This window comes from Tardiphaga sp. 619_E2_N8_4 (assembly GCF_051810905.1).
Taxonomy (GTDB): domain Bacteria; phylum Pseudomonadota; class Alphaproteobacteria; order Rhizobiales; family Xanthobacteraceae; genus Tardiphaga; species Tardiphaga robiniae.
Genome location: NZ_JBPWQJ010000001.1, coordinates 5,439,365 through 5,465,867 on the forward strand (window position 1 = coordinate 5,439,365; position 26,503 = coordinate 5,465,867).

Consider the following 26,503-nt stretch of genomic DNA (forward strand, 5'->3'; position numbering starts at 1 on the left):
CCGGCGCGCTTGATTCAAATCAGCGCGCCGGCGGTCATTCCCGGTGCAACAATGTTGTCCGCCTCCCCCCGCGACGACACATTTCCCCGCCGCGACGAAACCGTTTTGCAGAATTGACGCAAATCTCCTGAAACGGCCGCTGGGTACATCTCCTGCCAACGAGGCGCCGAACGGGCGCTCATTCACAGGCGCTCAAACGGAGATTCCCATGATCACCCTCGCTTCTTTCGAACGAAAAATTCGCCGTGCTGCCGTCGCAATCGGCGCGCTCCTTGCCGGCGCATTCTCCTTTGCCCATCCGGCAGCCGCAACGCCGCTGCCGCTGTTTCCGTTCTTCATGGCGCCGCCGGTCCAGAGCGAGCCTGCGCCCTATGTGCAGTCGCCGCAGATGGATGACGAGCGCTCTGCCATCGAACAGCCCGCGCGCTTCAGGCGGCAGATCGTCAACTATCCGACCCGCGAGGCCGCCGGCACGATCATCGTCGATACGCCGAACACCTATCTGTATTACGTGCTCGGCAACGGTCAGGCGCTCCGCTACGGCATCGGCGTTGGCCGCGATGGTTTCACATGGTCCGGTGTACAAACCGTGACTCGCAAGGCCGAATGGCCGGCATGGACCCCGCCCGCTGAAATGATCGCACGCCAGCCCTATCTGCCGCGCCACATGGCCGGCGGTCCCGGCAACCCGCTCGGCGCCCGCGCCATGTATCTCGGCGGCACCATCTATCGCATCCACGGCACCAATATGCCGGAGACCATCGGCACGCAGGTGTCGTCCGGCTGCATCCGCCTCACCAATCAGGACGTGTCTGATCTGTATTCCCGCGTCACAGTCGGCACCAAGGTCGTCGTGCTGCCGATGGATCGCCGTGCAGACAGCGCAAGCGGCAAGCGTGGCTAATCTGAGGCGCGGCTCCTAACTGGCGCGCGTCACCACAGCATTGTAATGTCCCCGCGTTTTCGAGCGGGGACATCATGCGTCTGAAACCAATTCTCATCGGCGCGGTGCTGGTCGCCGTCTTTTTCGTGGTCGCACTCAAGGTGATGGACTATGTGGCTCCGCGCGGCGCCGGATCGGCGCCGGTGCTGGTCGCATTGCCGCCGCTGCCACCCTCACCCGCACGCAGTTCAAGCATCATCGCGCCGGTCGCCATTGCACTCACCGCGATCCGCGATGCCGCCGATCGCGGCGCGCCGCGCAGCTTCAACGGCACGGCTGACAATCCTGTACAGCAATTGCTTCAAGATGCCGATATCAAGTGGACCGCCGCACGCGGTCCGATCGCGGCGACTGGCACGCAGGACACGCTGACCATGTCCACGCCACTGAGCGGCACGCTCAATGTCACCGGCACCATCTCGACGAATGTGCGCGATGCGTTGGGCGGTGCGCTCGGCAACCTGCTCGGCGGCAATGTTGCCAAGCAGCTTGGCAACATCAACATCAAGAACGTCAATGCCAATGCGGAAATCCGCGGCAATGTCGTAGTCTCGGCGCAGCCGCGGCTGACGCCGAACTGGCGGATCGACCCGAACCTGACCGCTCAGGTGACACTCGGCGACACCAATGTCGCGGTCGCCGGCGCCCGCATCAATGTGCCCGCGCAGGTCAAGCCGATGATCGACAATGCGGTCAACGAGCAGATCATCGCCCTGCAGCAGCGCCTGCGCAACGATCCCGCTTTCGAACAGAATGCCCGGCGTGAATGGGCCAAACTCTGCCGGTCGATCCCGCTGCAAGGTGCGAGCGCATTGCAGAACCTGTTCATCGAACTGAAGCCGACGCGTGCCGTCGCCGCCCAGCCGCGCATCGATGCCAGCAATTTGACGCTGACACTCGGCGTCGAGGCCGAAACACGCGTGACCTCAACACAGACGCAGCCAAATTGTCCGTTCCCCGCCACACTCACCATCGTGCCGCCCGGCCCCGGCAAACTCAGCATCGGTGTGCCCGTGGACATGCCTTTCACTGAACTGAATAAGATCATCGAGGCGCAACTCGTCGGCAAGACATTCCCGGAAGACAATTCCGGCGCGGTCGCAGTGACGGTGAAGAAGGCAACTGTCTCGGCATCCGGCGACCGCCTGCTCATCTCGTTGCTGGTGAATGCCAAGGAGAAGCAGAGCTGGTTCGGTCTTGGCGGCGAAGCAACCGTCCATGTCTGGGGCAAGCCTGCGCTCGATCAAGCGGCACAGACGCTGCGCTTTACCGATCTGGAACTTGCCGTTGAATCAGAAGCGGCCTTTGGCCTGCTCGGCGCGGCAGCTCGTGCAGCCATGCCATTGCTACAGAAGACGCTGGCCGAACGTGCGACCATCGATCTGAAGCCCTTTGCCTCGAACGCGCAAAAGAAGATCGCCGCCGTCATCGCCGACTTCCAGAAGAACGAAAACGGCATCCGCGTCGGCGCCGAGATCAGCAGCCTCCGCCTTGGCGGGATCGCCTTCGATTCCAAAACACTCCGGGTGATCGCGGAAGCCGATGGCGCCATCAATGTGAATGTGACGGCCTTACCGGGGCTGTAGATTCAACGCGATGACGCGGTGAAGGGCGCACCCGCAAAACGGGCGCGCCCTTATCGTCAGCTTACTGGTTCTTGAGCTTACTGGTTCTTGGCTCGCGTTATCACAACGTGACGCAAAAAGCCTTACATCGCATACTTGAACTCAGGCATCGCCTTCAATTGATCCTTGCTGGCGCCGCTGAGCACCGCATGGTCGGGGTACCAGGGATTAGCCTTGGCGGCTGCGGGAGCTGCACCCGAGGTGGCTGCACCCGTGGTCATGCCGCTTGGGGGCGAGGTCGACTTCATGCCCGACGAACCGCCAGTTGAAGACGCCATTGTTGCGACCGGCTCGTTCACGAATTTGATCTTGTCATAAGGCACGGCGATCAGGCGTTCGCCGACACCGAGGAAACCACCGACGCCAATCACCACCGCCTTGATGTTCCCCTGCTTGTCGGTCAGGAGATCGTTGATCGAGCCGAGGCTCTCATTGGCTTCGTTATATACGCTCAGACCGACCACCTTCGATGTACGCCAGTTGCCATTGAACGTCGTATCAGATGCGGTGACCGGCGCAGCTGCCGGGGCTGTGGTTGTCGTAGTTGCGCTCGGGCTCTGCGCCAAAGCTGCGGTTGCCAGCAACGCCGAACCAACGATACCAGCCGTCATGTATTTCTTGAACATATGTTCCTCCTGTCGTTGTGGGTCGTCCAAAACCAACGCGGAGGTACAATGACTGTTCCGGTTCCACCGAAATTGGTCGTTAGAATTCGCCCCAATAGGGTGCGACGCCGTAGTGGCGATGCAGCGCTTCTTCCTGCGACCTGTCGCCCCAGTCGAACTCGCGTTTCTCGGTGAATGACGGCGCGCTGCGCAATTCCTCTTCGCTGATATCAAGTTGATACGCGTCGAGCGTGCGATTGAAGGTCAGCCGCGCCCAAGGCAGCGGCAGCAGATTCGAGCCGAGACCGAGAAAGCCGCCGAAGCTCAGAATCGCGTAGGACACTTTGCCGCTGATCTTGTCGATCATCAGACGTTCGATATGACCGATGCGTTCGCCATTCGGACGTCGTACCGCCGTTCCCTCGATCCGGTCGCTCGCAATCAGGCTATGCGGCTTCGTCATGACGTCGGGAGTCATTGTCGCCTCCATAAATCAATTGAAGGGGTAACAATGCCCGGACGTGTTCCTTGTTCCGGCAATAGCGCGAAAGTGACCTGCACAAAAGAAACCACCACCTTTCCCTTGCGGGAAAGATGGTGGCGTCAGCCTGGTCGTAAGCGTCGCGGTCTTCGTATCAGGTCTGGTAGTCGATCAGCAGGGCGGTGAATGACGCCTTGCTGCTGGATGCTGTAGCGCTGGTGCCGCTCGCGCTGTAGGAGCTTGAAGACGAGGCCTCCAGCGATTGCTTCAGCGAGTCCAGGAACTGCTTCATGATATCGGAGATACTGGTCGCACTGTCCGTATCATCGGTACTGTCGGTACTATCGGCGCTATCCGACGGCGGTGGGCCGCCGGGTCCACCGCCAGGAGGTGGACCACCGGCACCGCGAGCGCCGCCTGCTCCACCCGGACCGCCATCGGCGAAGGCCGACTGGAACACGCCCTGCAATTCGGTGGCCTGGTCCGAGGTCAGCTTGCCGCTGGACACCTGGGCACTGATGAGATCGTCGATCTTCGATTTCATCTCGTCCGGCGACGGCCGGCTGCCGCTGCTCTGGCTCGAACGGTCGGCCTGCAGCGACGAGTCGATATCGGTTAAAGCAGAGGACAGCGCATCCTGATCGCCGCTGCTGATCTTTCCGGAGGAAAGCTCGGCCTGCAGCTCCTGCTGCAGTTTCTGAAGGGGGGATTGGTAGGAACTGCTGGACGCAGCCGAGATAGAGGTCATGATCTGCTCCAAGGTGCTTGCTTAGTGCTCGCAACTTGCGGTTAACCTTCTTAACGAGGTCTTGTTATTGCCTTGCTGACATGTTGCGGTTTGTTGCGCCTCAGCCACCAGCAATAGTCCGAAACAAAAAACTTCTGCAGCCCGCGCCGATCCCGGCCAAAAGAGTTCGCATGGCAAACGTACCGAACATCCTGGTCGTAGAAGACGACCGCGAAACCCGTACGCTGATCGCGAAGTATCTGCGTACCAATTCCTGCAACGTCACCACCGCTGCCGACGGGCGCGAGATGGAAAAGGTGATGGCCGACACCCGTGTCGACCTGCTGATCCTCGACGTGATGCTGCCCGGCGAAGACGGCCTCAGCCTGTGCCGCAAGGTGCGCGCCGAGTCGCAACTGCCGATCATCATGCTGACCGCGCGCGGCGAAGACGTGGACCGCATTCTCGGCCTTGAAATGGGGGCCGACGACTACCTGCCAAAGCCCTTCAATCCGCGCGAATTGCTGGCACGCATCAATGCGGTGCTGCGCCGACAGGCCACGGCGCTCAATGCCAGCGCCACGCCGAACGCCACGGCGCTGTCATTCGCCGGCTGGCAGATCGACCTGCGCCTACGCGAATTGCGTAATCCCGAAGGCGCGCGCGTCGCCATGACCTCGGCCGAATTCGATCTGCTGCGCGCCTTTGTCGAGCGCTCCGGTCGGGTACTGTCGCGCGACAGCCTGCTCGATCTCACGCAAGGCCGCAGCGCCGGATCGTTCGAACGCAGCATCGACGTGCTGGTCAGCCGTATCCGCCGCAAGATCGAGATCGACCCGCAGGACGCGCAAATGATCAAGACGGTGCGTTCGGGCGGCTACATGTTTACGCCGACGGTGGAAGCGGTCGCGACGGCGACGACCAACTAGTTTCATCGAGATGTTCAGCGTCCTCAATCTGCGTCGGATCAGCGGCCAGATCACCGCCCTGGTGGTGATGTCGATCGTGGCTATCCACATCGTTCTCTCGCTGCTGTTCACGCTGATGAGACCGGACCCGAATGATCAGGAGCGGGATCGTGGCCACGGCGAGTTGATCGCGATTGTTCGCTTGCTGAAAGCAACACCGATCGCCGATCGCCCGGAACTTCTGGTCAATCTGAAAAACGCCTTTCCTAAATTCGACATCCGGCCAGTCCCTCGGGATGCAACGGTCACAACCGACAATGGCCCCGACTATCCGCGTCACAGCTTACGCCGGCTGCTTGGTTCCGACGCGCGACTGCTGACGATCGGTGGCGCGCCGGACCGGATCGGGGTCACCCTCCCGGACGGCGACATGTTCTCCTTCAGTAGTCTGCCGGAGCGACGACCAGGCTTCTTTCTAGGCGGTCCCTGGGTTCTCACGTTTCTGTTCGTGGTGATCAGCCTGACGCTGCTGGGCCTGTGGGCGGCCCGCATGCTGTCCGCGCCGCTTTCGGCCTTTGCCAAGGCAGCGGAAGAGTTCAGCCTGAACGGCTCGGCTGAGCCCCTGCCCGAGCGCGGCCCCGAAGAAATCCGATCGGTGGCACGCGCGCTGAACCGGATGCGCGAGCGCATCGGCACGTTGATCGACGACCGCACCAAGATGTTGGCCGCGATCAGCCACGACCTGCGCACGCCGATCACCCGGCTGCGTCTACGTTCGGAATTCATCGAGGACGACGGCCATCGCCGCCACATGCTGCGCGACCTCGACCAGATGCGATCGATGCTCGAAGCGGTGCTCTCGTTCCTGCGCAACGACCGCCGGCTGGAAGAGATGACGCTGACGGATATCGCCACAACCCTGCAGCTGATCGCCGACCAATTTGCCGACATCGGGCATATGGTGACCTATCAGGGCCCCTCCCATGCCATGGCGATGGCCCGGCCCGACGATCTGCATCGCGCAGTGACCAACCTGGTCGAGAACGCCGTGAAGTTCGGCTCGGAAGCGAATATCTCTCTGACGATGTCCGAGGGCGGCGCCATCATCGACGTCGCCGATGACGGTCCTGGCATTTCGGACGCACAAAAGAGCGCGATGCTGCAGCCCTTCGTGCGCGGCGACGACGCCCGCAACATGGATCATGAAGCTGCCGGCTTCGGCCTCGGCCTGTCGATCGCCCGCGCCGTAACGCTGGCCCATGGCGGCGAACTGACACTGCTGGATCGTCAGCCGCGTGGCCTGATCGTCCGCATCACGCTGCCGGCACGCGATACGGACAGAGCCGCAGCGTAGCGCTCAGTTCGCCTTCACCGCTGGCGCAACGCTGTGGACCGCACCCGGCTTGCGCAGATGGATCGTAGCGATGTCGTCACTATAGACCTTCTCCCAACCATCGACGCGATCGAGCAACTTGGTTGCTGCGCTCTGGGTTCGCAGCAACGTCGCCTCGATGTCGTAATCCTTCAGCAGCCGGAACAGGTTGTCGGGCTCGATCAGACCGCTGGCATTGTTGTGGTCGACCATCAGCTTCGTCCCGAACAATTCGGTACGGCCATCGATGAAGGTCGGCACCCCACGCGCGATCAGATAGCCGCCGAAGTCGTAGTCGTTGAACACGCGGCGGAGCTTGAGCTTCTGGAGTTCAGTCACCGCCTTTGCGGGCGCAGCCGCCTCGAGCGGCATGTAGCGCTGCACGGACGCCAACACGAATGTCCCGGCGATCAGGCAGATCGTAATCCCCGCGAACAACAAGCCGCGCTGCGGCGATACATGATTGGCTTCTGGCGTCTGAGGTCCACCGATTTGTCGACCAAGCGGCGTCGCCAAGACCATCGGCGCCAGCAGCGCTAGCACTTCGGCGTTGCGCACGTGACTGAGCGCCATGAACACGAAGCCGATCACGAGCACGATGCGCATCGGCGGCAGCGTGATGCCGCGCCACAGCGCCAGCGCGAACGCTGCCAGCACGGTCAGTTCCAGCGGCCCGGCATGATTGAAATTCGCAGGCCGCCATTCGCCGATCAGCGCCAGCGCTTCACCGAGATTGAGAATGCGACGCGACGCCAGCAGCGAGTCCCAGCCATAAGGCGTCACGCAACTTGCTGCCAGCGCGGCAATGCCGAACAGCGCCCAGCGCAGCAGCAGCGCGCGCTGCATCGTCTTCGGTGCATGCCAGATCGCATCGATGGCGATCGGACCGATCAGCGCCAATCCGAGAATGAAGCCGCCATGCAGATTGGCCCAAAGCGCCATCAGCGGCAGCAGCCAGAACGATGGCACACTCTTGCGATCCATCGCATTCACAAGGCCGGCGACCCATGCCACCATCACCGGCATCGCCAGCAGATGCGGCCGCGCAACAACATGCCCCGCCATCAGCGCCAGTGCCGTCGCGACGAAAATGATCGTCACCGTGGCCGGCAGGCGCTTATCGAGAAAGCGCGCCAACAGCGCCATTGTCACAGCTAGCGCAGCGACAGCAAGCACCACCACGCCGGTCCAGCCAGCGCCGGCATAGGCGACCGCGTAAAGGACCTGAGACAGCCACTGGGTCGAGATCCATGGCTGGCCGTACATCGTGAACGAGTAGATGTCGGTCGTCGGCACCGCATGGTGATCGAGAATCCACTGCCCGACTGCGATCTGCCAATACGCATCCGGATCTCTCAGGAGGGCGTTGCCCGCCGCGAGCCACAGCGTATAGACCGCAATCCCCACCCAGAGCGGGAGCAGCCCGTGCATCGTTTTGCGCGTTACGACGGGATGGGTGGCGGACATCGTCATGCTCGGCATGCCCCTGGAAAGTCGCAAGAAAAGCGCCGGAATACCGCAGCAAACCACGACAGGGCATAATTTGGGGTAAATATCGGGCGGAACTCGCGAATCTGGCCTACAGAAAGACTCAATTCGAGCCCTCATCTCGGATAATTGAATCGGATGGTTTAGGCCGTCTGAAAGGCTGCCTCCGCTACTGGCGGAGAACGAAGTTTTCGAGACCATTCATGAAACGCATTTCTCTGTCCCTGGCGACGATTCTGGCTGTTGCCGCTCTTCCGCAACTGGCATCCGCACAGCAGCGTGCCGACTACGACGCCATGGTTGCCACCCATGCCCAGGCCAATGGCGTGCCCGAGGCGCTGGTGCATCGTGTGATCGTGCGCGAAAGCAAGTATCACCCCAATCTGATCGGCCGCGGCGGCACCATCGGCCTGATGCAGATCAAGCTCGCGACCGCGCGCGGCGTTGGCTACACCGGCACCGCCGAAGGCCTCCGCGATCCCAACACCAATCTCACTTACGCGGTGAAATATCTCGCCGGCGCCTACCGCGCCGCGAACGGCAATCACAACCGCGCAGTGTCGTATTATGCCGGCGGCTACTACTATGCCGCCAAGCGTCAGCGCCGCGAGGTTTCCGCGCCGCCGCATCAACCACTCTTCGCCAAGGATGCCGAGCGCCTCCACCTGCAGAACACGGCCAATGCCAACGCCCAGGCTCCGAAGCCGTAATTGCGCGTGATCGGGTGGAATCCCAAGGGATTACACGTCAAGGGATTCCCGGGGCGCGTTGACACGCCCATCCATAGGTTTACATTAGAGTCGTTCCGAGGGGGGCTCCGACGAGGAGCTGAGATACCGCAAGCTTGCACTTTTCCTGTTCCGGAAGAGACGCGCGAGACCGCGGTGACCCTTTGAACCTGATCCGGGTCATGCCGGCGAAGGGACAGGGATGTTTCAGACTACGCAATCTCCGCGCGGGGACTCTCCCGTGGCGGGTCAATCGATATCAGTCATTGGCGCTGGCATTGCCGGCGCTTGGCAGGCGTTGATGCTGGCCAAGGCGGGCCACGCCGTGACGCTGCATGAGCGCAGCGATGCCAGCATGCGCGACGCCACCAGCCATTGGGCCGGCGGCATGCTGGCGCCTTGGTGCGAAGCCGAGGTCTCCGAGCCTGTGGTCTCCCGCCTCGGCCTACGTGCACTCGATCTGTGGCGCGAGGAACTCCCCGACACACCGTTCAATGGCTCGCTGGTCGTTGCACATGCGCGCGACCGCGCCGATTTCGAACGCTTCGCCAAGATGACCTCCGGCCATACGCGGCTCGATGCGGCTGGCGTCGCCGAGATCGAGCCCTCGCTCGAAGGCCGGTTTCGCGACGGGCTGTTCTATCCCGGCGAAGGCCATGTGGAGCCGCGTCGCGTGCTCCCGCAACTCCATGCGCGGATCACCGCTGCCGGTGGCATCATCAAATACAACAGCGAGCAGCAGCCGAAGGATCTCGACGGTCTCGTGATCGATTGCCGCGGGCTTGCGGCACGTGACGATGCCAGCACGCCGAAGCTGCGCGGCGTCAAGGGCGAAATCATCATCGTCGAGACCGAGGAGGTGCAGCTGTCGCGCCCCGTCCGCCTGATGCATCCGCGATGGCCACTTTACGTGATCCCGCGCGCGGACAATCGCTTCATGCTCGGTGCGACCTCCATCGAAGGCGAGGACACCGGCGTCAGCGTGCGCTCTGCACTCGAACTGCTCGGCGCTGCCTATGCGGTGCATCCAGCCTTTGCCGAAGCGCGCATTCTCGAATTCGGATCGGGACTTCGGCCGGCTTTTCCTGACAACCTGCCGCGCATTGCGATCGACAAGAACACGATTGCAGTGAACGGCCTCTATCGCCACGGCTTCCTGCTGGCGCCTGCGCTGGCGGAGCTGACGCTCAACTATATCAAGCGGGGCGAGATCGACAATGAGGTGATGCAATGCAAGTGATCGTCAATGGCGAGCACCGCGAGATCGAGGCGTCGCATGTCGGTGCGCTGCTGCAGGAACTGGACTACGAAGGCACGCACTGTGCCATTGCGCTGAACTTCGACGTGGTGCCACGCAGTGCTTGGGCGCAGACGCCACTGAAGGCCGGCGACGAGATCGAGATCATCACGCCACGGCAGGGAGGCTGATTCCTGATGGTGAGTTTCTACGGCAAGGAATTCAAATCGCGGCTGCTGATTGGCTCAGCGCTCTATCCCTCTCCCGCGATCATGCAGGACGCGATCCGCGCCTCCGGCGCCGGCATCGTCACCGTGTCGCTGCGGCGTGAATCCGCCGGCGGCAAGACAGGCGATGCGTTCTGGTCGCTGATCCGCGAACTCGACGTCACCGTGCTACCGAACACCGCGGGCTGCCGCAGCGTGCGCGAGGCGGTGACGACCGCAAAGCTCGCACGCGAATTGTTCGGCACGTCCTGGATCAAGCTCGAAGTGATCGCCGACAATGACACGCTGCAGCCCGATGTGGTCGGCCTTGTCGAAGCCGCCGATATCCTGATCAAGGACGGCTTCGAGGTGTTCCCCTATTGCACTGAGGACTTGAGTGTCGCGATGCGTCTCGTCGATGCCGGCTGCAAGGTGGTGATGCCATGGGCGGCGCCGATCGGCAGCGCACGCGGCATCATCAATGCCGACGCGCTGAAACTGATGCGTGACCGCCTGCCCGATATCACGCTGGTGGTCGATGCCGGTTTGGGCGCGCCATCGCATGCCGCCGAAGCACTCGAACTCGGCTATGACGCCGTGCTGCTCAACACCGCTATCGCCAAGGCGGCCGATCCCGTCGCCATGGCCAATGCCTTCCGCCTCGCCGTCGAGGCCGGCCGCACCGGCTTCGAGGCGGGCCTGATGGGCGCGCGCGATTTCGCTTCTCCTTCCACTCCAGTCATCGGGACACCGTTCTGGCATGCCGTATCCTGACCGTTTCTATCCCGTCGTCGACACCGTAGCCTGGGTGAAGCGCCTCACGCGGCTGGGCGTCGGCACCGTGCAGCTTCGCGCCAAGGATCTCGACGACGCAGCGGCGACCACGCTATTTCGCGAGGCGCTCGATGTCACCAACGGCACCAAGACCAAGCTGGTGATCAACGACTACTGGCGCGTCGCCATCGACCTCAAGGCACAGCATCTGCATCTCGGCCAGGAAGATCTGGCCGAGGCCGACGTGGCCGCGATCCGCAAGGCCGGCATCACGCTGGGTCTCTCGACTCATGACGAGGAAGAACTTGAAACCGCGTTGCGCGCCAATCCGGATTACGTCGCGCTCGGGCCGATCTTCTTCACGACGTTGAAGTCCATGCGTTTCGCGCCGCAGGGCATTCCGAAAATCTCGGTCTGGAAGAAGCGCATCGGCACCCTGCCGTTGGTGGCGATCGGCGGCATCAAGTTCGAACAGGCCGAAGAGATCTTTGCCGCCGGCGCGGATTCCATCGCCGTCGTCAGCGACGTTACCCAACACGCCGACCCGGACGCACGCGTCCATCAATGGCTTGGCGCATCCGCCAAAGCCGCCTGACATTTCAAGAACGACAACGGAGGATTAGTCCATGAACATCCGCTCCAATCCCGACACCACCCTGCCCGCCGTCACCACCGGCAACCTGCCCTCGTCGCGCAAGATCTACGCGATCCCAGAGAGCGCGCCGGACCTGCGCGTCCCGCTGCGCGAAATCATTCTCTCCGAAGGCGCGGGCGAGCCGAACCTGCCGGTCTATGACACGTCGGGTCCCTATACCGATCCGGACGTGCTGATCGACGTCAACAACGGGTTGTCTCGCGCGCGTCTCGATTGGGTCAAGGAACGCGGCGGCGTCGAGGAATATCAGGGCCGCGAGATCAAGCCGGAAGACAACGGCAATGTCGGCGCAGCGCATGCTGCGAAGTCGTTCAAGGCCTATCACAAGCCGCTACGCGGCACCGGCGATGCCATGATCACGCAATATGAATTCGCACGCGCCGGCATCATCACCAAGGAAATGATCTACGTCGCCGAGCGCGAGAACCTCGGCCGCAAGGTCCAGCTCGAGCGCGCCGAGGCCGCGCGCGCCGACGGCGAGAGCTTCGGCGCCGAAGTGCCGCTGTTCGTCACGCCGGAATTCGTGCGCTCGGAAATCGCTAGGGGCCGCGCCATCATCCCCTGCAACATCAACCACGCCGAACTCGAGCCGATGATCATCGGCCGCAACTTCCTCACCAAGATCAACGCCAATATCGGCAACTCCGCCGTGACCTCGTCAGTCGAGGAAGAAGTCGACAAGATGGTGTGGGCGATCCGCTGGGGCGCCGATACCGTGATGGACCTCTCGACGGGCCGCAACATCCACACCACCCGCGAATGGATCCTGCGCAATGCGCCGATCCCGATCGGCACCGTGCCGATCTATCAGGCGCTGGAGAAGTGCGACGGCGATCCGGTCAAGCTGACCTGGGAGCTCTACAAGGACACGCTGATCGAGCAGTGCGAACAGGGCGTCGACTACTTCACCATCCATGCCGGCGTGCGCTTGGCCTATATCCATCTCACCGCCAATCGCGTCACAGGCATCGTCTCGCGCGGCGGCTCCATCATGGCCAAGTGGTGCCTCGCGCATCACCAGGAGAGCTTCCTCTACACCCACTTCGAGGAAATCTGCGACATCATGCGCAAGTATGACGTGTCGTTCTCGCTCGGCGACGGCCTCCGCCCCGGCTCAATCGCCGACGCCAATGACCGCGCGCAATTCGCCGAACTGGAGACGCTGGGCGAGCTCACCAAGGTGGCATGGGCGAAGGGCTGTCAGGTGATGATCGAAGGCCCCGGCCATGTGCCGCTGCACAAGATCAAGATCAACATGGACAAGCAGCTCAAGGAATGCGGCGAAGCGCCGTTCTACACCCTCGGGCCTCTGACCACCGACATCGCGCCGGGCTACGACCACATCACCTCGGGCATCGGCGCCGCCATGATCGGCTGGTTCGGCTGTTCAATGCTCTGCTACGTGACACCGAAGGAGCATCTCGGCTTGCCCAATCGTGACGACGTCAAGGTCGGCGTCATCACCTACAAGATCTCCGCGCATGCCTCGGATCTCGCAAAGGGCCACCCCGCCGCGCAGCTCCGCGACGACGCGCTCTCCCGCGCCCGTTTCGACTTCCGCTGGCAGGACCAGTTCAATCTCGGCCTCGATCCGGAAACCGCCGTCGCCTATCACGACGAGACGCTGCCGAAGGACGCCCACAAGGTCGCGCATTTCTGCTCGATGTGCGGGCCGAAGTTCTGCTCGATGAAGATCACGCAGGACGTCCGCGACTATGCGGCAACCCTCGGCGACAACGAGAAGGCCGCGCTGAACCTCGGCGGCACAGCGACGATGGGCATGTCGATGTCTGGCGTGATCGAGGACGGCATGGCCAGCATGAGCCAGAAGTTCAAGGACATGGGCGAGCAGGTCTATGTCCAGGCGGAGGCGGTGAAGGAGAGTAATAAGGCGCTGTAAGCGCATCCCCTGCTTGCATCATCATGCCAGGACTTGGCCCGGCATTCATCTCGCCAAAGAAGGCCGGGCATTTGCCCGGCCTTCTCTCGTATCCAAACGTTGCAAAACTGGCCCGGTTCAAGCGCGGCGTATCCTTGCTTTTCGCAATGGACACCGGCGCGCTCCGCATTTTGTTTCACGCCGATGCAGAACAATCGCTAGCTATGATAACATCCATCGCTGAACGACGACACGGTCGGTGGAGGCCAGAACCATGCATCACCTTACGCCTCTCTCTGGAATCGTCGGCGGTGCGCTGATCGGGCTCGCTGCCTCCATGCTGATGCTGCTGACCGGACGCATCGCCGGGATCAGCGGCATTTTCGGGGGGCTACTCCAGCCCGGTGCCGGCGATCGCGGCTGGCGCATCGCCTTCGTCGCCGGACTTCTGGCAGCGCCCCTGCTCGCTTCGCTTTCGGGCACACCATTGCCAGCACCAGCGATGCCGGCGAGCCTGATCGTCATCGTTATCGCCGGGCTTCTGGTCGGTTTCGGCAGCCGCATGGGCGGCGGCTGCACATCCGGCCATGGCGTATGCGGTATCGCACGCCTGTCAGCACGTTCAATCGTCGCCACAGCGATCTTCATGGCCGCAGCGATCGCCACGGTCGCCGTCGTGCGTCACGGTATCGGAGGCTGATGCAATGCTACTTGTTTTCGTCAGCTTTGCTTGCGGTCTCGTGTTCGGCATCGGCCTCCTGATCTCGGGCATGACGGACACCGGGAAAGTACTCGGCTTCCTCGATATCTTCGGGGCTTGGGACGCGACGCTGGCTTTCGTGATGGCCGGCGCAGTCGCGGTCACCGGTCTTGGCTTCGCACTGGCGCGGCGGCGCGGCACACCTGTCCTTGCCGCAAAGAACCTGTGGCCGACACGCAGGGACGTCGACACACCGCTTGTTATCGGGACCACGCTGTTTGGGATCGGCTGGGGCCTCGTGGGGCTCTGTCCTGGCCCCGCGCTGGTCAACCTCGCGGGGCTAGGCCGTCCGGTGATTGTGTTCGTCGTCGCAATGGCGGTGGGCATGCTCGGTCACGATGCATGGGGCACACGTCGCACGCTCATGCGACAGATCGAGAAAGCGTAGATTGGGTAACGGCCTGAACCAATCGTAACCTTGAAAGCGACCAATGCAGTACCCGCGGCATGGCGTCATAATCGGCGATCACTGGCTGTGCTCGCACCACTCCCCTATCCTCACTGACATCACAAGGCACGCGCGCCCTGTGCGCTTATCGACATGCCGGCTTCCAAGGCGTCAGGGGCAGACAAAACGACTTTCTTTGTTGCAATATCCCGGCGGTACATCCAATGGTACCCATTGATTAACCTTTCGTTAACCAATCGCGCCCAACCTGCCGCAACGCAACGGCTGGGGGCTGTTCGTTCTCGATGTTGTTGCTTCGCGCAACGAAGCAGGCGTTGATCGGGAGATACCCATGATCCAGGAATCCCTTTACGAGTCCCTTCGCCGCCCGCGTGACGATTCGCCGGCTGTAATGGACACGTTTGCCCCCTCGTCAGATCCCAGCGAGGTCGTGACGATGCTGATCGGCGCGACTGTCCATGAGGTCGAACGCGAACTGATGCTGCAGACGCTGGCGCGCTGCGACGGCAACCGCACCCATGCCGCCCGCGTGCTTGGCGTCTCCGTTCGCACCATGCGTAACAAGATCAAACAGTATTCAGCGGATGGGGCCGACGTGCCGGCGCACGGTTAGCGCGCGGCGCTCTTGCTGGAGCGCGCTGGTATCCAGCACCCATGTGGAGCCCTGCAGCCCGCCTTCGGTCTGCATCTCGACATCGACCAGATGCGCCTTCGGCTCAAAGCCGCGAATTCTGACAGTGAGCGGCCTGGTGAACTGCCATGCCTCGCGCGCCTGCAGCAGGCCCTCCTGATACGACGCCAGAGCTTTTGAATCGCCGGCTTTCTTCAGTGCCTGCCATCGCGCCAGATTCGCGCGATCCTCGAACCAGATCGAATCCGGTTTCACCTGCATGGACGCCCCTAGGCGTATCTCGCCGGCATGCGTTGCGCTCGTGAGGGCCAACAAGGTCAGCAGCGCCAGATATGATTTCATATGTCGTCGCCCGTTGCCCTGATGAGAGCGTAAGTCGCCGCGGATCCCATTCCGGTTCGACAGGGCCCGGCAATTCGCGGGCGCCCCGTGTGCAGACCTGCTACGCTGGCTTGTCACACATGAGCGCGAGGCCCGATCATGCCCATCCAGCACTTCCCGCCCCCTCCCGGAATCAAGGCGCCGCCGCTGTCTTATGCGGCGCGGGTCGGCGATCTCCTGTTCGTCTCCGGCATCCCCGGCTTCGACGCCAATGGCCAATTGCCGGAACAATTCGAGGCGCAGTTCGGATTTGTGGTGCGCACGATCAAACGAGTGCTGAAGGATGCAGGCACCGACATCTCGCATCTCGTCAAGGTCAACGTGCTGCTGACGCGCGCGTCCGACGTGGCTCCCATGAATGCTCTGTATGCCGAAGCCTTCGGACCACCGCCCTATCCGGCGCGCACCACTTGCGTGGTTCAGGCGCTGCCCAATCCGGCAATGCTGATCGAGATCGAGTGTGTGGCTTCGCTACCGTAACGACGCTCATCGGCCGGCCATCGCATCCTTCACCGTCTCGCTGACGAAATCGGCGGCGCGGCGGAACGCTGTGTCGGTATCGCCGCGGAAGGTGACGGCGCGACGCATCACCAGCTGCTCGCGCTCGACATCGAACAACTGCACCTCGCCCCATTGCACCAGCGTACTCATCTTGCGGATGCCGCCATAGACCAGGTAACGCGCCCCGTCGCGCCGCGCTGCGGCGACGAGATCGTCGGGCGCCATGCTGATGGCAGTGCAGGCGGGCTGCGGACATGCCGGGCGCACCACGCGGTAGTCGCGCTGCGCCAGCCCGTCGCGCAGCAGTGCAGCGAAGATGGTCATGCGGTCGCGATGCTGCGCGGATTGGTCGGCCTCCTCGCCGGAGGTGTCGCTATAGTCGAAATCGGCCACCGCGACGGCGAGCTGTCCGGCAGCCGCGGCCGGCGCAGGTGCCCCCAGCAGCGCCACAGCGCCGCACAGCAACCACAGGACCTGCCCTCTCCGCATGATCTCCTCCCTGATCTTCTGTTCGCCGCCACGCCAAACTGGCGCGGGTGCCGGCAGGTCAAGCGACAGCCGATGCTAGTCCGCATGTGGTGAAGCGCAACCGGCAATGTCTGTGGTGGCATGGCAGCAGCGGCGAATTGAAGCCGTCATCCATCCCCTGTTAAAAGCGGCCGGACAGAATCAATACGGAGTGTGAGGCGTGGCAAAAGATACGATCAGCCAGACCGGATTACGCGGCCCCCGCGGCGAACCGGGACTTCCCGGACCGCAGGGCCATCCCGGACGGCCGGGGCCGGATGGCGCGCAGGGCAAGCCGGGCGTGGCCGGCAAGGCCGGCGCCAATGGCAAGCCGGGGCCTCAGGGCAAGCGCGGCGAAGCAGGCCCCCAGGGTAAGGCTGGCGTCAATGGTAAGGCTGGCGCCGACGGCAAGCCCGGTCCAATGGGACCGCAGGGCAAGGCCGGGCCGCAGGGACCACGGGGTGAACAGGGCCTTCAGGGCAAGCCCGGCGTGCAGGGTGAAGCCGGGCCGCGCGGCGAGCAGGGTCCTCCCGGCACGCTGCCGAGCCTCGAGCAGATCATGCCGTGGCTGCACATGGTGTTCGACGCCTGGGAAGACCACCGCCAGATGCGCCTGCGCGAAGCCCAGGAGCGCGAAGAGGCGCTGCTGCGCGAGCAGCAGGAAGCCGTTGAACGTGTCGCCGCGATGATCGAGGCCGAAGCCGCCATCGCGGACGAGTCCGATGAAACCGACGACGGCAAGAAAAAGAAGAAGCGCAAGAAGAACAAGGACGACTAGCACTGCTGCGTCGTTCGATACGGACGCGCGACAACAGATCAGGCGACGCGCCGCAATGCCGGCCCGTCGCCTTTACTTTTTACATGGTCCGCTGCGGTGCGGTCTGCAGCAGCTCCTGAAGCTGTTGCTTATAGAATTTAGCACCGCCCGTCGTGAGATGACCACGGGTCTCGGTGCTTGCCGGGATCAGCAGCATCTTCGCGTTTTTGATCCGCTTCAGCGCGGCATCCATCAACCCGGTCTCCGGCGGATTGCGCTCGTCATCGGCAACGTTGATCGCGAGCACGACGGATGTGATCTTGTCCAGACCTGCTGATGGATTGTAGTCGCGCGACGATTCCCACTGATAGATGAAATCATTTGCATCGGCGACAAATGGCGCCTTGAGCCGGTCATCGACATTCTTGTCGGCGGCCTCGCCGGTCGGCGCCAGCATCTGATAGGCCAGCGTGCCGCCGGCTGTCGCGATGCCATACATCACGCTGGCAAATTTGATCATGCCGGGCTGCGATGTGTAGTTGCCGGCCTTGTAGTCTGGATCGGCGCGCACGGTCTCGATCATCATGCGCCGCATCATCCAGTTTCGCGCGCTCATCTCGGTCGGTTGCGATGCCATCGGCACCAGGGTATCCATCACATCGGGATATTTCGTGCCCCAGATCCACGCATGCATGCCGCCCATGGAATTGCCGATCACCATGCGCACATGCTTGATGCCGAGCCCTTCGATCAGCAGCCGGTGCTGGGCATCGACCATATCGTCGTAATTGTACTTCGGAAATGCGGTCTTCATGCCATCAGAGGGTTTCGACGATTTGCCGTGGCCGACCGCATCGGGAATGATGATGTAATATTTTGTGGCATCGAGCGGCTGGCCCGCGCCGAATAACTCGCCCGCAAAAGCAGGCGTCAATATGCTCTGCGCCGAACCGCCGGTGCCATGCAGCACCAGCACCGGCTGGCCGCTCGGCTCACCCACCGTCGTGTAATGCAGCTTCAACTCCGGCATCACATGGCCAGTATGAAACTTGAAATCCTTCGCGATCCAGTCGCCCTGCTTTGGCGCCGGATAATCAGCGGCGAACGCGGTCACGGCAGCAAGCGAAGCACATGTCACGACAGCAGCAGCGCACAACGCGCGCATAGAACGGCTGGGCATCGTCATCCTCCCCGGCGCAGCCATTTGATCGGGCCGCTTGACACAGATGCTAGCACGGCAGCGTGAGCCAGGAGACCAACAGATCGATACTGCAGCGCAGCGATCCCCAGCTCGTCGCTCCGGGTATAATTTTTGGGCAGGCGTCGCCGCCATAGCTCGGGCTTAATCATCGCAAGAATCCGAGTCGTCCCGTGCGGCACCCGGCGTCCGCGCGTGATGCAACACCGTGAGGTTCGCATGCGGGGATTGATTCAAGTGGTGCTGCTGGCAGCGCTTACCGTGATGGCGACGACCGCTCACGCCATCGATCGCGGCCAGTTCAGCGATGTGCCCGACGATATCCGGAACTGGTTCAAAAGCGTCATCAGCCCTAATGGCGTGCCGTGTTGCGATATCTCCGACGGCCATCGCACCGAATATGACGTCCGCAACGGTGCCTATTGGGTGCCGATCGAAGGCATATGGACGGAGGTGCCGAGGCGCGCCGTGATCCGCGATCGCGGCAACCCCGTTGGCGAAGCTGTCGTCTGGTATGTGCGCCATCGCGGCGAGATCATCATCAGCTGTTTCGTTCCGGCTGACGCCGCATGATGACAATCACGAAACGGTGCCAGGGTGCGGCCTTGCAATCCACAGGCAATCGGGCCCAATTTGAGGCTAATTCTGCGCGCGGCGCGTTAGGTCATTCTGGCCCCGCCGTCACCTCGCCGCGGGCACTACGGGATAAAGAGAGACTGATATGACGGAAGTGACCTATGTGATCGTCGAGCATGATGGCGGTTGGGCCTATAAGGTTGGCGCCGTCTTCTCCGAGCCGTATGCGACGCACGCACTCGCCACCGCAGCCGCCAAGCGCGCCGCGGCCGAGCAGAGGGTGCCGGGACGCACCGAGGTGATTGCCTATGAGGACGAGAAAGGGCAGTGGCACGAGGAAACTGCCTCGGGCAGTGATCGTCCCAACACCCACATCATCGACAAGGCCTGATCGCGAAGACAGGTGAATGACCCAACTGACGTCAACGCGCCCGATGGCGTCCGGCATTGCGTATCTCGCCATGCCGGAGAAGTTGTTGCTCATCACGCCCGCCTGGGTACCCTTCGCGCGCGAACTCATCATCGCCAGCGGCGTCATTGAAATCGCCGCATCGCTTGCACTTGTGACACGCACACGGTTGCGTTGGTGGGCCGGCGTCATCAATTGGCCCGGGCCACACAAAGACGCCACAGACTCATAGCGAACGGGCCAAATCGGCAAACAACATTCGTTATGGAGTCGCGTGGTGACTCCGGCGTCGGTTGCGGTGCTGTCTGCGCGACTTTTCCGCAAGGCGCCACCATGCTAGTTTAGCGTTATCAAATCATATCGGGAGAGCAGACGTGACCGACGTCGCAGCAGACGAACTCCGCACCATTTATCCAACGCCGCATCCGCGCGTGATCGCCAAGGCGCGACCGACGCTCGACATGCATTCCAGCAAGTTCATCTCGCTGTCGCCGTTTTGCGTGCTTGCCTCATCGGGTCCCGACGGCGCCGTCGATGCATCGCCGCGCGGTGGCGGCGTCGGCTTCGTGCGGATCGCCTCGCCGACCGAATTGCAGATGCCGGACCGTCCCGGCAACAACCGCATCGATACGTTCCAGAATCTGATGGCGGGCAGCGGCCATGTGCAGCTGATCTTCTTCGTTCCGGGCATCGACGACACCTTGCGTGTCAGTGGCGTCGCCAAGCTGATTAAAGACCCGGAACTGATGGCGTCGATGGAAGAGTTCGGCAAGCTCCCGCGCGCGGTGTTGAGCATCTCCGTCACCGAAGCCTATTTCCATTGCGGCAAGGCCCTGATGCGTTCGAAGCTGTGGTCGCCGGAAGTACAGGTGAAGCGCTCCGTGATGCCGAGCATCTCCGAAATGGTTCACGACCAGACCAAACTCGGTGAGCCGATGACCCAGGAACAGATCGACGTCGCCTATCGCCAGCAGTTGTAGCTCGTCGGCCTCGTCCGGATCCAAAGGAGCTCCGGTAGCCGCGGCCATCCACGCACAACCTCTATTTGAAATTATCACTTAAGGTTGTATAGTCACGACGCTTGGGGAGAGCGTTGTGCGTGGCGTTGCGTTGATCCAGTTGATGACGGTCGCGGGCCTCATCCTAGGCGGCTGCGTGCGTGATCCATTCGTGACAGAACGGGACGAAACCTATGCAGGCGAATGGCTGATCCCGCACCAGATCGACCGCATTACCGGAGCCGAACTACCGAGCGCCTATGTCTTTGCCGAAGCGTCAAACAGCAATGTGGATTTTCCACGCGTCTCATCATTGCTGCTGACATGCATCGACGGCGCGCCACTGATCCGCTTCGCCTTTGATTTCAAGATCGGCAGCAACCGCAACACGGTGCTCGGCTATCGCTTCGATGGAAAACCTGGTCACGACGACGTCGGCTCGCGGGTGGTGCGGGGAAACCAGATCATCGTCATCGAAGACAGGGCAGAGATCGCAACCTTTGTCAGCGAGCTTGCCGGTGCGAAGACGTTGTATGTCCGGATCAGGTCGATCAACGGGGGCCGAACGGCCGTCGAATATCCGCTGGAGGGATCGACTGCGGCGATCCGCGCGGCATTCGCGAAATGCGATATGCCGAAACCGCCCCTGCCGGAACAGGGGCGGACGACATTGTCCGGCGTCTATTGAGACGCCGCAGATGATCCTGGCTTAGAACTCGCTCTCAAGGCCACCCATGTGCTTCTGGGTGTAGAGATCGATGCCGATCCGCTCGATCAGATCGAGCTGGGTTTCGAGAAAGTCGATGTGACCTTCCTCGTCCTTCATCAGCTTCTCGAACAGGTCGCGCGAGACGTAATCCTTGACGCCGTGGCAGTAGGTGGCGGCTTCTTCATAAAGCGTGCGGGCACCGATTTCGGCGGCCAGATCGCATTCGATGATTTCCTTGACTGTCTGGCCAATGCGCAACGGATCGAGAACCTGCATGTTCGGGAAGCCGTCCAGAAAGAGAATGCGATCGGTAAAACGATCCGCGTGATTCATCTCTTCGATGGATTCCTTGCGCCACATCTTGGCCATGTCGACCAATCCCCAGTGATTCAGGAGCCGGAAGTGCAGCCAATACTGGCTGATCGCGGTGAGCTCGCTGCGCAGGCCCTTGTTGAGGAATTCGATGACCTTCGGGTCGCCCTTCATGATGTTCTCCTGTCTGCTGAACCCGTCCGAAACAGGCCCTCGTCTGAATTTAGAATGCTTCTAAATCAGATTCAACGACAGGACAACCCTTCTTTGCTCAATTCGGCAAAGGGCGTGGAAAAGCTGGAAAGCTGTTGAATTTATAAGCGCTTAGGCTGCCGCTTCGATCGAGGCAATATCTGCCAGTTCGATATGCGCATGAGTCTCGGTGTGAGACTGCCCGTGGGCCGCTGTATGCGGGCATCCGGCACAGCAGGACTTGGCGCAGGCGCCCAGCGCTTCGTCCATGATCTTCTTGATCGTCCGTACGCACCGTCCGCACTGGGCGCTGCAACCGAGGCATCCATAGACCTGCCCCGGCGTACGCGGCGGACGCGCTCCGGCAACGGCACTACGGACATCATGGTCGGAAAAGACGTTGCAGGAACAAACGATCATGAGATGAAGGCGAACTCGCAGGTCAGGACCCCTCTTGGATATGTAAGAGGCCGCCCCGATGCAAAAGGAAAACGCCGACTTTGAAGCTATTCCAAACTACTGATCGCATGGAAGAAATTGGAACGAATCTAAAATTCGTCTGAGCGCTCGCAAGCGCCATGATCGGAGACGGCTAGCCGACAGATGCCCCTATCCAGTAACCGCCTGCAGCGCGGCATGCCCTTGGGGAGAGTCGCGAACCTCCGTCCGGAATGGCTTTAATATCAAGATGTAACCTGGATCGCGCGGTCCCGTTCATTGATCATTCAAGTGAAGTATGAAACTTTTCGCGTCAGGCAGCGCTATGTGTGAGCGCAGCCCGATTGAGAAAGGGAATGCCATGAAGAAAACTCTGATGGCCATTGCCGCCGTTGCCACCCTGGCCGTTTCCGCCATGGCTCCGACATCGGCAAGCGCGCAGCACTGGCGTGGACATGGCGGCGGTGGCGCAGTGGCTGCAGGTCTGATTGGTGGCGCCCTGCTTGGCGGCGCGATCGCTGCCGGTTCGGGATACTATGGTCCCGGCTACGGTTATTACGGCCGTCCTGCCTATGTGGCCGGCCCGGGCTATTACGGCGATTGTTTCTGGCAACGTCAGCGTTTTTGGGACGGCTATGGCTGGCGCATTCGCCGCGTCCGCGTGTGCGGCTGAGATCGCGGGATCATGTGATCTCTGAGATCACTCTGATCTCCTGTTACGCATCGGAAACCTACGACTGTTACGCATCGGAAACCTACGACATTTCCAGTGCGTGATGCTTGCAATGGCCCGAAAAAACCGCTTTTTCGGATCATTGACTGGCTAACGTTTACATCGAATTGACGGTTGGGCGCTTCTACGTGAGGCCGTCAGTTCGAATCGCAGCGTGAGTAGACCTTTAACCGTGCGTCGCTTGCGGCGCCCTTCTGGAGAGACTTGAGATGAAGAAGACGATTTCCGCCTTGCTCGCCGCCGCGACGGTTGCCGGTTCGCTGGTTGCTGTTGCGCCTGCCGCAAAGGCCGACGGTGGCCGCATCGCCGCTGGCGTTGCCGGTGGCCTGATCGGTGGCGCTCTCCTCGGTGGCGCCATTGCAGCCAGCCGTCCGGCTCCGGCCTATGGCTACGGCTACGCCCCCGCTCCGGTTTATGTCGAACCGGAATGCCGTGTCGTCCGCCAGCGCGTCTGGGACGAATATCGCGGTGTCTGGCGTTCGCGCCCGGTCGAAGTTTGCGATTGATCTGATCTGATGACCGCGCATTCGCGCGCACGATCCAAATTCAAAACCCGGCCGTTTACGCGGCCGGGTTTTTCGTTGGGCGATTGAAGGTGCGACTATCTTGCGTTCATCGCGCGCAACACCGTCTCGCTGGGCCAGCAATCGACCTTGAGGCCCGCTGACTTCTGATAGGCGCCGAGCGCGGCACGCGTCTTCATGCCGGCCTTGCCATCCATCTTGTCGGCATAGAGGCCAAGCCTCGTCAGCTGCCGCTGCATGGCCTCGACATCGGTGCTGCGCAACTGGTTCGATGCCGACCACGGCGTTGCAAAGGGCTGCGCATTGGCCATTCGATCACTGAGATGGCCGACGAACAGCACATAGAGATCGGAGAAATTGTATTCCTTGATGACGAAATAGTTCTTCGTCGTCAGGAAGGCCGGGCCGTAGACACCCTCCGGCTGCAGCAGCGATGCGGGCTGCGCCTGCTCCGCCGCGCTGAGCTTCTCGCCACGGACCGGAGTGAAGCCGGCACGAATCCACTCCCCAATCGGCCGGGTGACTTCTGGCACACCCATCGTACAGTCGGCATTGGCCGGCGCACGCACTTCATAGGCCCAGCGCAGACCGCGCTGCCAACCCTTGTTCGTGAGTTGCTGCGCCGCTGATGCCAGCGCATCCGGCACCGACTTCCAGATATCAACACGGCCGTCGCCGTCGAAATCGACGCCGTGCTTATCCAGTTCCGACGGCAGGAATTGCGTGAGCCCCGTCGCGCCGCCCCAGGACACGCGCAGATCCTTGCGCGATACGTCGCCGCGCTCGATCAGCTTCAATGCTGCGATGAACTCGCCGCGATACTGGTCCTTGCGGCGGCCGACATAGGCCTGCGTCGCCAGCACGCGAATGCCGTCGTAGGGCAACGCATACCGACCGTAATCGGTCTCGCGCCCCCAGATCGCCAGGATGATTGTCGCCGGCACGCCGAAGCGCTGCTCGATGGCGGTGAGTGTCGCGCGGTGCTTCTGCAACAGCCGCTGCCCCTCGCCCGCCAGCCGGATGACGCTGGCCTCCTTCACATAATCCGCCGGCACCTGCACGAATTCCGCCTGCGACGGCGCGCCAGTCGCAGGACGGCCGGGCAGAATGAGATCCGGAAGCTTGTAGTCCGGCTCCAGCCCGCGCGTGACCTCATCGAAGGTCTTGCGCGAGACGCCCGCCTGTTGGGCTTCAGGCCAGAGCGAAGCAATGAAAGTGGTGAAGCTGGCGTCAGGTGCAGCAAGCAACGGAACCGGCCCGATTATCAGGCACAGGATGACGACGACTGAGAGCGGTCGCAGTGTCGTCCACATGCCCGGCTTCAATTTCAATGCGCGTGGCCTCCATGGCCCTGCTTGCCGTGACCGTTTTCTGGCGAATGCGGAACAACTCCGTTCGAGAGCTTGTCGACATAGGCGATGCCAACGGCCGAGAGAATGAACACGATGTGGATGATGGTCTGCCACATCACACCCACCTCGGTGTAGTTTGTCGTGCGCGCGCTGGTGCTTCCGAGATTGCCGGCCTCGATGAAGGTGCGCAGCAGATGGATCGACGAGATGCCGATGATCGCCATCGCCAGCTTGATCTTCAGCACGCTGGCATTGACGTGGCTGAGCCATTCCGGCTCGTCCGGGTGACCGTTCAGATTGAGCCGCGACACGAATGTCTCGTAGCCACCGACAATCACCATCACCAGCAGGTTGGAAATCATCACAACGTCGATCAGACCCAGCACGACCAGCATGATCTGCTGTTCGCTGAAGTCGAACGAGTGTGCGATGAGGTGCCAGAGCTCCTTGAGGAACAGCACGACATAGACGCACTGCGCCACGATCAGGCCGATATAGAGCGGCAGCTGCAGCCAGCGCGAGCCAAAGATCAGCGCCGGAATCGGTCGCATCGCCCCGCCTTTTCCTCTGGGCGGCAATGGCGTTTCGGGCGTCATGGACATGGGGGGCTCGCTATGGGTCGAATCGGAATGCAATGGAAGCGCCGATCTTATAACGGCGCGTTCTGGACGCGATGATGTCGTGAATGCGCGGCAACTGGCCGCATCAGCTATTTGACGGCGACGATGAAGATCCGCGGAAACTTCAGCAGAACCTTGCCATCCGCCTGCGGCAGATAGCTAGCAGCGATGCGCGCGGTATACTCAGCGATGTAAGCCTTGCGCTCCGGCGGCTCCAGCGGATCGACGAACGGACGCAGCCCGGTGCCCTTCACCCATTCCACGATCGCGGCGGCATCGGCCAACGCATGATTGTAGACGGTGTGCCAGATCTCGACGCGGGAACACAGCGGCTGCAGCGCATCGTAATAAGCCCCGGGTTTCGGCAATGAGTCACGCAGCTCCGCAGCCTTCGAGAGCTGCGCGCGCCACGGCTCGAGATAGGCGACCTCGCGCATCAGGATGTGCGAGGGCTCGTCGAGATTATCCGGCATTTGCACGGCCAGCACGCCGCCGTCAGGCAAGGCACCGACCAGACGCTTCAGCTGCTTGATGTGATCCGGCACCCACTGAAACACGGCATTGGCAAACAAGACATCGGAGCCGGCCGGCGCTACCCAATGGGCGATGTTGGCTTCGATGAACGTCTGCGCGGGCAGACGTTCCCGCGCCTGCCGCAGCATATCGGCCGACGTATCGACACCGATGACCGACGCTTGTGGCCAGCGATTGACCAGAAGTTCCGTCGAGTTGCCAGGCCCGCAGCCGATGTCGACGACCTTGCGGGCATCGAGAAGCGGAATCTGCGCGAGCAGATCCAGTGCCGGCCTGGTTCGCTCGTCCTCGAACTTCAGATACTGCTGCGCGCTCCAGTCGGCCATTTGAGAGT

The 26,503-nt window shown here is 61.9% G+C and carries 34 protein-coding genes and 1 riboswitch; of the genes, 22 read left to right on the plus strand and 12 right to left on the minus strand.

From position 1 onward, the window contains the following. The first annotated feature begins 208 nt into the window (after positions 1-208). The gene (locus tag AB8A23_RS25910) at positions 209-904 is read left to right on the plus strand and encodes a L,D-transpeptidase (RefSeq protein ID WP_089267363.1); all 696 of its coding nucleotides are present in this window, start codon (positions 209-211) and stop codon (positions 902-904) included. Between the two features lie 74 nt (positions 905-978). Beyond that, positions 979-2,529, plus strand: coding sequence for a DUF4403 family protein (locus AB8A23_RS25915; protein ID WP_439057686.1), 1,551 nt, complete (start codon positions 979-981; stop codon positions 2,527-2,529). A gap of 122 nt (positions 2,530-2,651) precedes the next feature. Here AB8A23_RS25915 and AB8A23_RS25920 read toward each other — a convergent pair whose 3' ends face one another. The 3 genes from AB8A23_RS25920 to AB8A23_RS25930 form a co-directional block, all read right to left on the minus strand. Continuing rightward, a complete protein-coding gene (locus AB8A23_RS25920) occupies positions 2,652-3,194 on the minus strand; it encodes a PRC-barrel domain-containing protein (RefSeq protein ID WP_120289026.1) in 543 nt (180 codons plus the stop codon). Between the two features lie 79 nt (positions 3,195-3,273). Further along, entirely contained in the window at positions 3,274-3,651 is a 378-nt protein-coding gene (locus AB8A23_RS25925; protein WP_120289287.1) for a PRC-barrel domain-containing protein, read from the minus strand. A 157-nt stretch (positions 3,652-3,808) separates the two neighbouring features. Then, complete coding sequence (locus AB8A23_RS25930) at positions 3,809-4,402, minus strand: hypothetical protein (RefSeq protein WP_089267575.1); 594 nt, start codon at positions 4,400-4,402, stop codon at positions 3,809-3,811. A 170-nt stretch (positions 4,403-4,572) separates the two neighbouring features. Here AB8A23_RS25930 and AB8A23_RS25935 point away from each other — a divergent pair, with 170 nt between their 5' ends. Further along, the gene (locus tag AB8A23_RS25935) at positions 4,573-5,310 is read left to right on the plus strand and encodes a response regulator (protein WP_089267366.1); all 738 of its coding nucleotides are present in this window, start codon (positions 4,573-4,575) and stop codon (positions 5,308-5,310) included. A 10-nt stretch (positions 5,311-5,320) separates the two neighbouring features. Beyond that, positions 5,321-6,643 carry an ATP-binding protein gene (locus AB8A23_RS25940; protein ID WP_120289024.1) on the plus strand — a complete coding sequence of 441 codons (1,323 nt, stop codon included), beginning with the start codon at positions 5,321-5,323 and terminating at the stop codon, positions 6,641-6,643. A gap of 3 nt (positions 6,644-6,646) precedes the next feature. On the opposite strand, the gene AB8A23_RS25945 is transcribed toward AB8A23_RS25940, so the two are convergent. Further along, positions 6,647-8,134: a hypothetical protein gene (locus AB8A23_RS25945; protein WP_439057685.1), complete on the minus strand. Its 1,488-nt coding sequence runs from the start codon at positions 8,132-8,134 to the stop codon at positions 6,647-6,649. 218 nt (positions 8,135-8,352) lie between these two features. Here AB8A23_RS25945 and AB8A23_RS25950 point away from each other — a divergent pair, with 218 nt between their 5' ends. The 9 genes from AB8A23_RS25950 to AB8A23_RS25990 all read left to right on the plus strand — a co-directional run bounded on the left by AB8A23_RS25950 (position 8,353) and on the right by AB8A23_RS25990 (position 15,410). After that, positions 8,353-8,859, plus strand: coding sequence for a lytic transglycosylase domain-containing protein (locus AB8A23_RS25950; RefSeq protein WP_175367202.1), 507 nt, complete (start codon positions 8,353-8,355; stop codon positions 8,857-8,859). A gap of 88 nt (positions 8,860-8,947) precedes the next feature. Then, positions 8,948-9,092: riboswitch (TPP riboswitch) on the plus strand. Continuing rightward, positions 9,080-10,117 (plus strand): FAD-dependent oxidoreductase, encoded by a 1,038-nt coding sequence (locus AB8A23_RS25955; protein WP_439057684.1) that lies wholly within the window; start codon positions 9,080-9,082, stop codon positions 10,115-10,117. Its footprint overlaps the riboswitch before it by 13 nt. Further along, a complete protein-coding gene (gene thiS / locus AB8A23_RS25960; protein WP_068732274.1) occupies positions 10,108-10,305 on the plus strand; it encodes a sulfur carrier protein ThiS in 198 nt (65 codons plus the stop codon). Before AB8A23_RS25955 ends, thiS begins: the two co-directional genes overlap by 10 nt. 6 nt (positions 10,306-10,311) lie before the next feature. Then, positions 10,312-11,094, plus strand: coding sequence for a thiazole synthase (locus tag AB8A23_RS25965; protein WP_175367204.1), 783 nt, complete (start codon positions 10,312-10,314; stop codon positions 11,092-11,094). Further along, complete coding sequence (locus AB8A23_RS25970; protein WP_439057683.1) at positions 11,081-11,689, plus strand: thiamine phosphate synthase; 609 nt, start codon at positions 11,081-11,083, stop codon at positions 11,687-11,689. Before AB8A23_RS25965 ends, AB8A23_RS25970 begins: the two co-directional genes overlap by 14 nt. A 31-nt stretch (positions 11,690-11,720) precedes the next feature. Next, on the plus strand, positions 11,721-13,649 hold the full coding sequence (thiC, locus tag AB8A23_RS25975; protein ID WP_439057682.1) for a phosphomethylpyrimidine synthase ThiC: 1,929 nt from the start codon (positions 11,721-11,723) through the stop codon (positions 13,647-13,649). A 253-nt stretch (positions 13,650-13,902) separates the two neighbouring features. Further along, the gene (locus AB8A23_RS25980) at positions 13,903-14,328 is read left to right on the plus strand and encodes a YeeE/YedE family protein (RefSeq protein WP_120289016.1); all 426 of its coding nucleotides are present in this window, start codon (positions 13,903-13,905) and stop codon (positions 14,326-14,328) included. 4 nt (positions 14,329-14,332) lie between these two features. Beyond that, entirely contained in the window at positions 14,333-14,776 is a 444-nt protein-coding gene (locus AB8A23_RS25985) for a DUF6691 family protein (RefSeq protein WP_120289015.1), read from the plus strand. Between the two features lie 412 nt (positions 14,777-15,188). Then, complete coding sequence (locus AB8A23_RS25990) at positions 15,189-15,410, plus strand: helix-turn-helix domain-containing protein (protein WP_439060452.1); 222 nt, start codon at positions 15,189-15,191, stop codon at positions 15,408-15,410. Here the strand turns inward: AB8A23_RS25990 and AB8A23_RS25995 are convergent. Then, positions 15,375-15,770 (minus strand): hypothetical protein, encoded by a 396-nt coding sequence (locus AB8A23_RS25995; RefSeq protein ID WP_439057681.1) that lies wholly within the window; start codon positions 15,768-15,770, stop codon positions 15,375-15,377. The two genes, AB8A23_RS25990 and AB8A23_RS25995, sit on opposite strands and share 36 nt — an antisense overlap. 138 nt (positions 15,771-15,908) lie before the next feature. On the opposite strand from AB8A23_RS25995, the gene AB8A23_RS26000 reads away from it, so the two are divergent. Then, positions 15,909-16,289, plus strand: a complete 381-nt coding sequence (locus AB8A23_RS26000; RefSeq protein WP_093760584.1) for a RidA family protein — start codon at positions 15,909-15,911, stop codon at positions 16,287-16,289. 6 nt (positions 16,290-16,295) lie between these two features. Here AB8A23_RS26000 and AB8A23_RS26005 read toward each other — a convergent pair whose 3' ends face one another. After that, complete coding sequence (locus AB8A23_RS26005) at positions 16,296-16,799, minus strand: DUF2380 domain-containing protein (protein WP_089267378.1); 504 nt, start codon at positions 16,797-16,799, stop codon at positions 16,296-16,298. 199 nt (positions 16,800-16,998) lie between these two features. Between AB8A23_RS26005 and AB8A23_RS26010 the strand changes: the two genes are divergently transcribed. Next, positions 16,999-17,595 (plus strand): collagen-like protein, encoded by a 597-nt coding sequence (locus AB8A23_RS26010; RefSeq protein ID WP_439057680.1) that lies wholly within the window; start codon positions 16,999-17,001, stop codon positions 17,593-17,595. A gap of 79 nt (positions 17,596-17,674) precedes the next feature. Here AB8A23_RS26010 and AB8A23_RS26015 read toward each other — a convergent pair whose 3' ends face one another. Then, positions 17,675-18,739: an alpha/beta fold hydrolase gene (locus tag AB8A23_RS26015; protein ID WP_439060451.1), complete on the minus strand. Its 1,065-nt coding sequence runs from the start codon at positions 18,737-18,739 to the stop codon at positions 17,675-17,677. 252 nt (positions 18,740-18,991) lie between these two features. Here AB8A23_RS26015 and AB8A23_RS26020 point away from each other — a divergent pair, with 252 nt between their 5' ends. The 5 genes from AB8A23_RS26020 (at position 18,992) to AB8A23_RS26040 (ending at position 21,443) form a co-directional block, all read left to right on the plus strand. After that, positions 18,992-19,345, plus strand: a complete 354-nt coding sequence (locus tag AB8A23_RS26020; RefSeq protein ID WP_120289009.1) for a hypothetical protein — start codon at positions 18,992-18,994, stop codon at positions 19,343-19,345. 148 nt (positions 19,346-19,493) lie between these two features. Further along, complete coding sequence (locus tag AB8A23_RS26025) at positions 19,494-19,739, plus strand: DUF2188 domain-containing protein (protein WP_068732250.1); 246 nt, start codon at positions 19,494-19,496, stop codon at positions 19,737-19,739. A 16-nt stretch (positions 19,740-19,755) separates the two neighbouring features. Beyond that, complete coding sequence (locus AB8A23_RS26030) at positions 19,756-19,989, plus strand: hypothetical protein (RefSeq protein ID WP_439057679.1); 234 nt, start codon at positions 19,756-19,758, stop codon at positions 19,987-19,989. Between the two features lie 142 nt (positions 19,990-20,131). After that, a complete protein-coding gene (locus AB8A23_RS26035) occupies positions 20,132-20,737 on the plus strand; it encodes an MSMEG_1061 family FMN-dependent PPOX-type flavoprotein (RefSeq protein ID WP_439057678.1) in 606 nt (201 codons plus the stop codon). A gap of 115 nt (positions 20,738-20,852) precedes the next feature. Then, the gene (locus tag AB8A23_RS26040; RefSeq protein WP_439057677.1) at positions 20,853-21,443 is read left to right on the plus strand and encodes a hypothetical protein; all 591 of its coding nucleotides are present in this window, start codon (positions 20,853-20,855) and stop codon (positions 21,441-21,443) included. A 21-nt stretch (positions 21,444-21,464) separates the two neighbouring features. Here AB8A23_RS26040 and bfr read toward each other — a convergent pair whose 3' ends face one another. Beyond that, positions 21,465-21,950 carry a bacterioferritin gene (gene bfr, locus AB8A23_RS26045; protein WP_068732242.1) on the minus strand — a complete coding sequence of 162 codons (486 nt, stop codon included), beginning with the start codon at positions 21,948-21,950 and terminating at the stop codon, positions 21,465-21,467. 150 nt (positions 21,951-22,100) lie between these two features. Next, a complete protein-coding gene (locus AB8A23_RS26050) occupies positions 22,101-22,388 on the minus strand; it encodes a (2Fe-2S)-binding protein (RefSeq protein WP_068732239.1) in 288 nt (95 codons plus the stop codon). 379 nt (positions 22,389-22,767) lie between these two features. Here AB8A23_RS26050 and AB8A23_RS26055 point away from each other — a divergent pair, with 379 nt between their 5' ends. Continuing rightward, positions 22,768-23,079, plus strand: coding sequence for a hypothetical protein (locus tag AB8A23_RS26055; protein WP_068732237.1), 312 nt, complete (start codon positions 22,768-22,770; stop codon positions 23,077-23,079). A 269-nt stretch (positions 23,080-23,348) separates the two neighbouring features. Then, positions 23,349-23,645, plus strand: a complete 297-nt coding sequence (locus AB8A23_RS26060; RefSeq protein ID WP_068732235.1) for a hypothetical protein — start codon at positions 23,349-23,351, stop codon at positions 23,643-23,645. A 95-nt stretch (positions 23,646-23,740) separates the two neighbouring features. On the opposite strand, the gene AB8A23_RS26065 is transcribed toward AB8A23_RS26060, so the two are convergent. The 3 genes from AB8A23_RS26065 to tam form a co-directional block, all read right to left on the minus strand. Next, the gene (locus AB8A23_RS26065; protein WP_439057676.1) at positions 23,741-24,976 is read right to left on the minus strand and encodes a lytic murein transglycosylase; all 1,236 of its coding nucleotides are present in this window, start codon (positions 24,974-24,976) and stop codon (positions 23,741-23,743) included. A gap of 14 nt (positions 24,977-24,990) precedes the next feature. Further along, positions 24,991-25,617: a TIGR00645 family protein gene (locus AB8A23_RS26070; RefSeq protein WP_120289007.1), complete on the minus strand. Its 627-nt coding sequence runs from the start codon at positions 25,615-25,617 to the stop codon at positions 24,991-24,993. 107 nt (positions 25,618-25,724) lie between these two features. Beyond that, on the minus strand, positions 25,725-26,495 hold the full coding sequence (gene tam / locus AB8A23_RS26075; RefSeq protein WP_439057675.1) for a trans-aconitate 2-methyltransferase: 771 nt from the start codon (positions 26,493-26,495) through the stop codon (positions 25,725-25,727). Between the last annotated feature and the right edge of the window lie 8 nt (positions 26,496-26,503).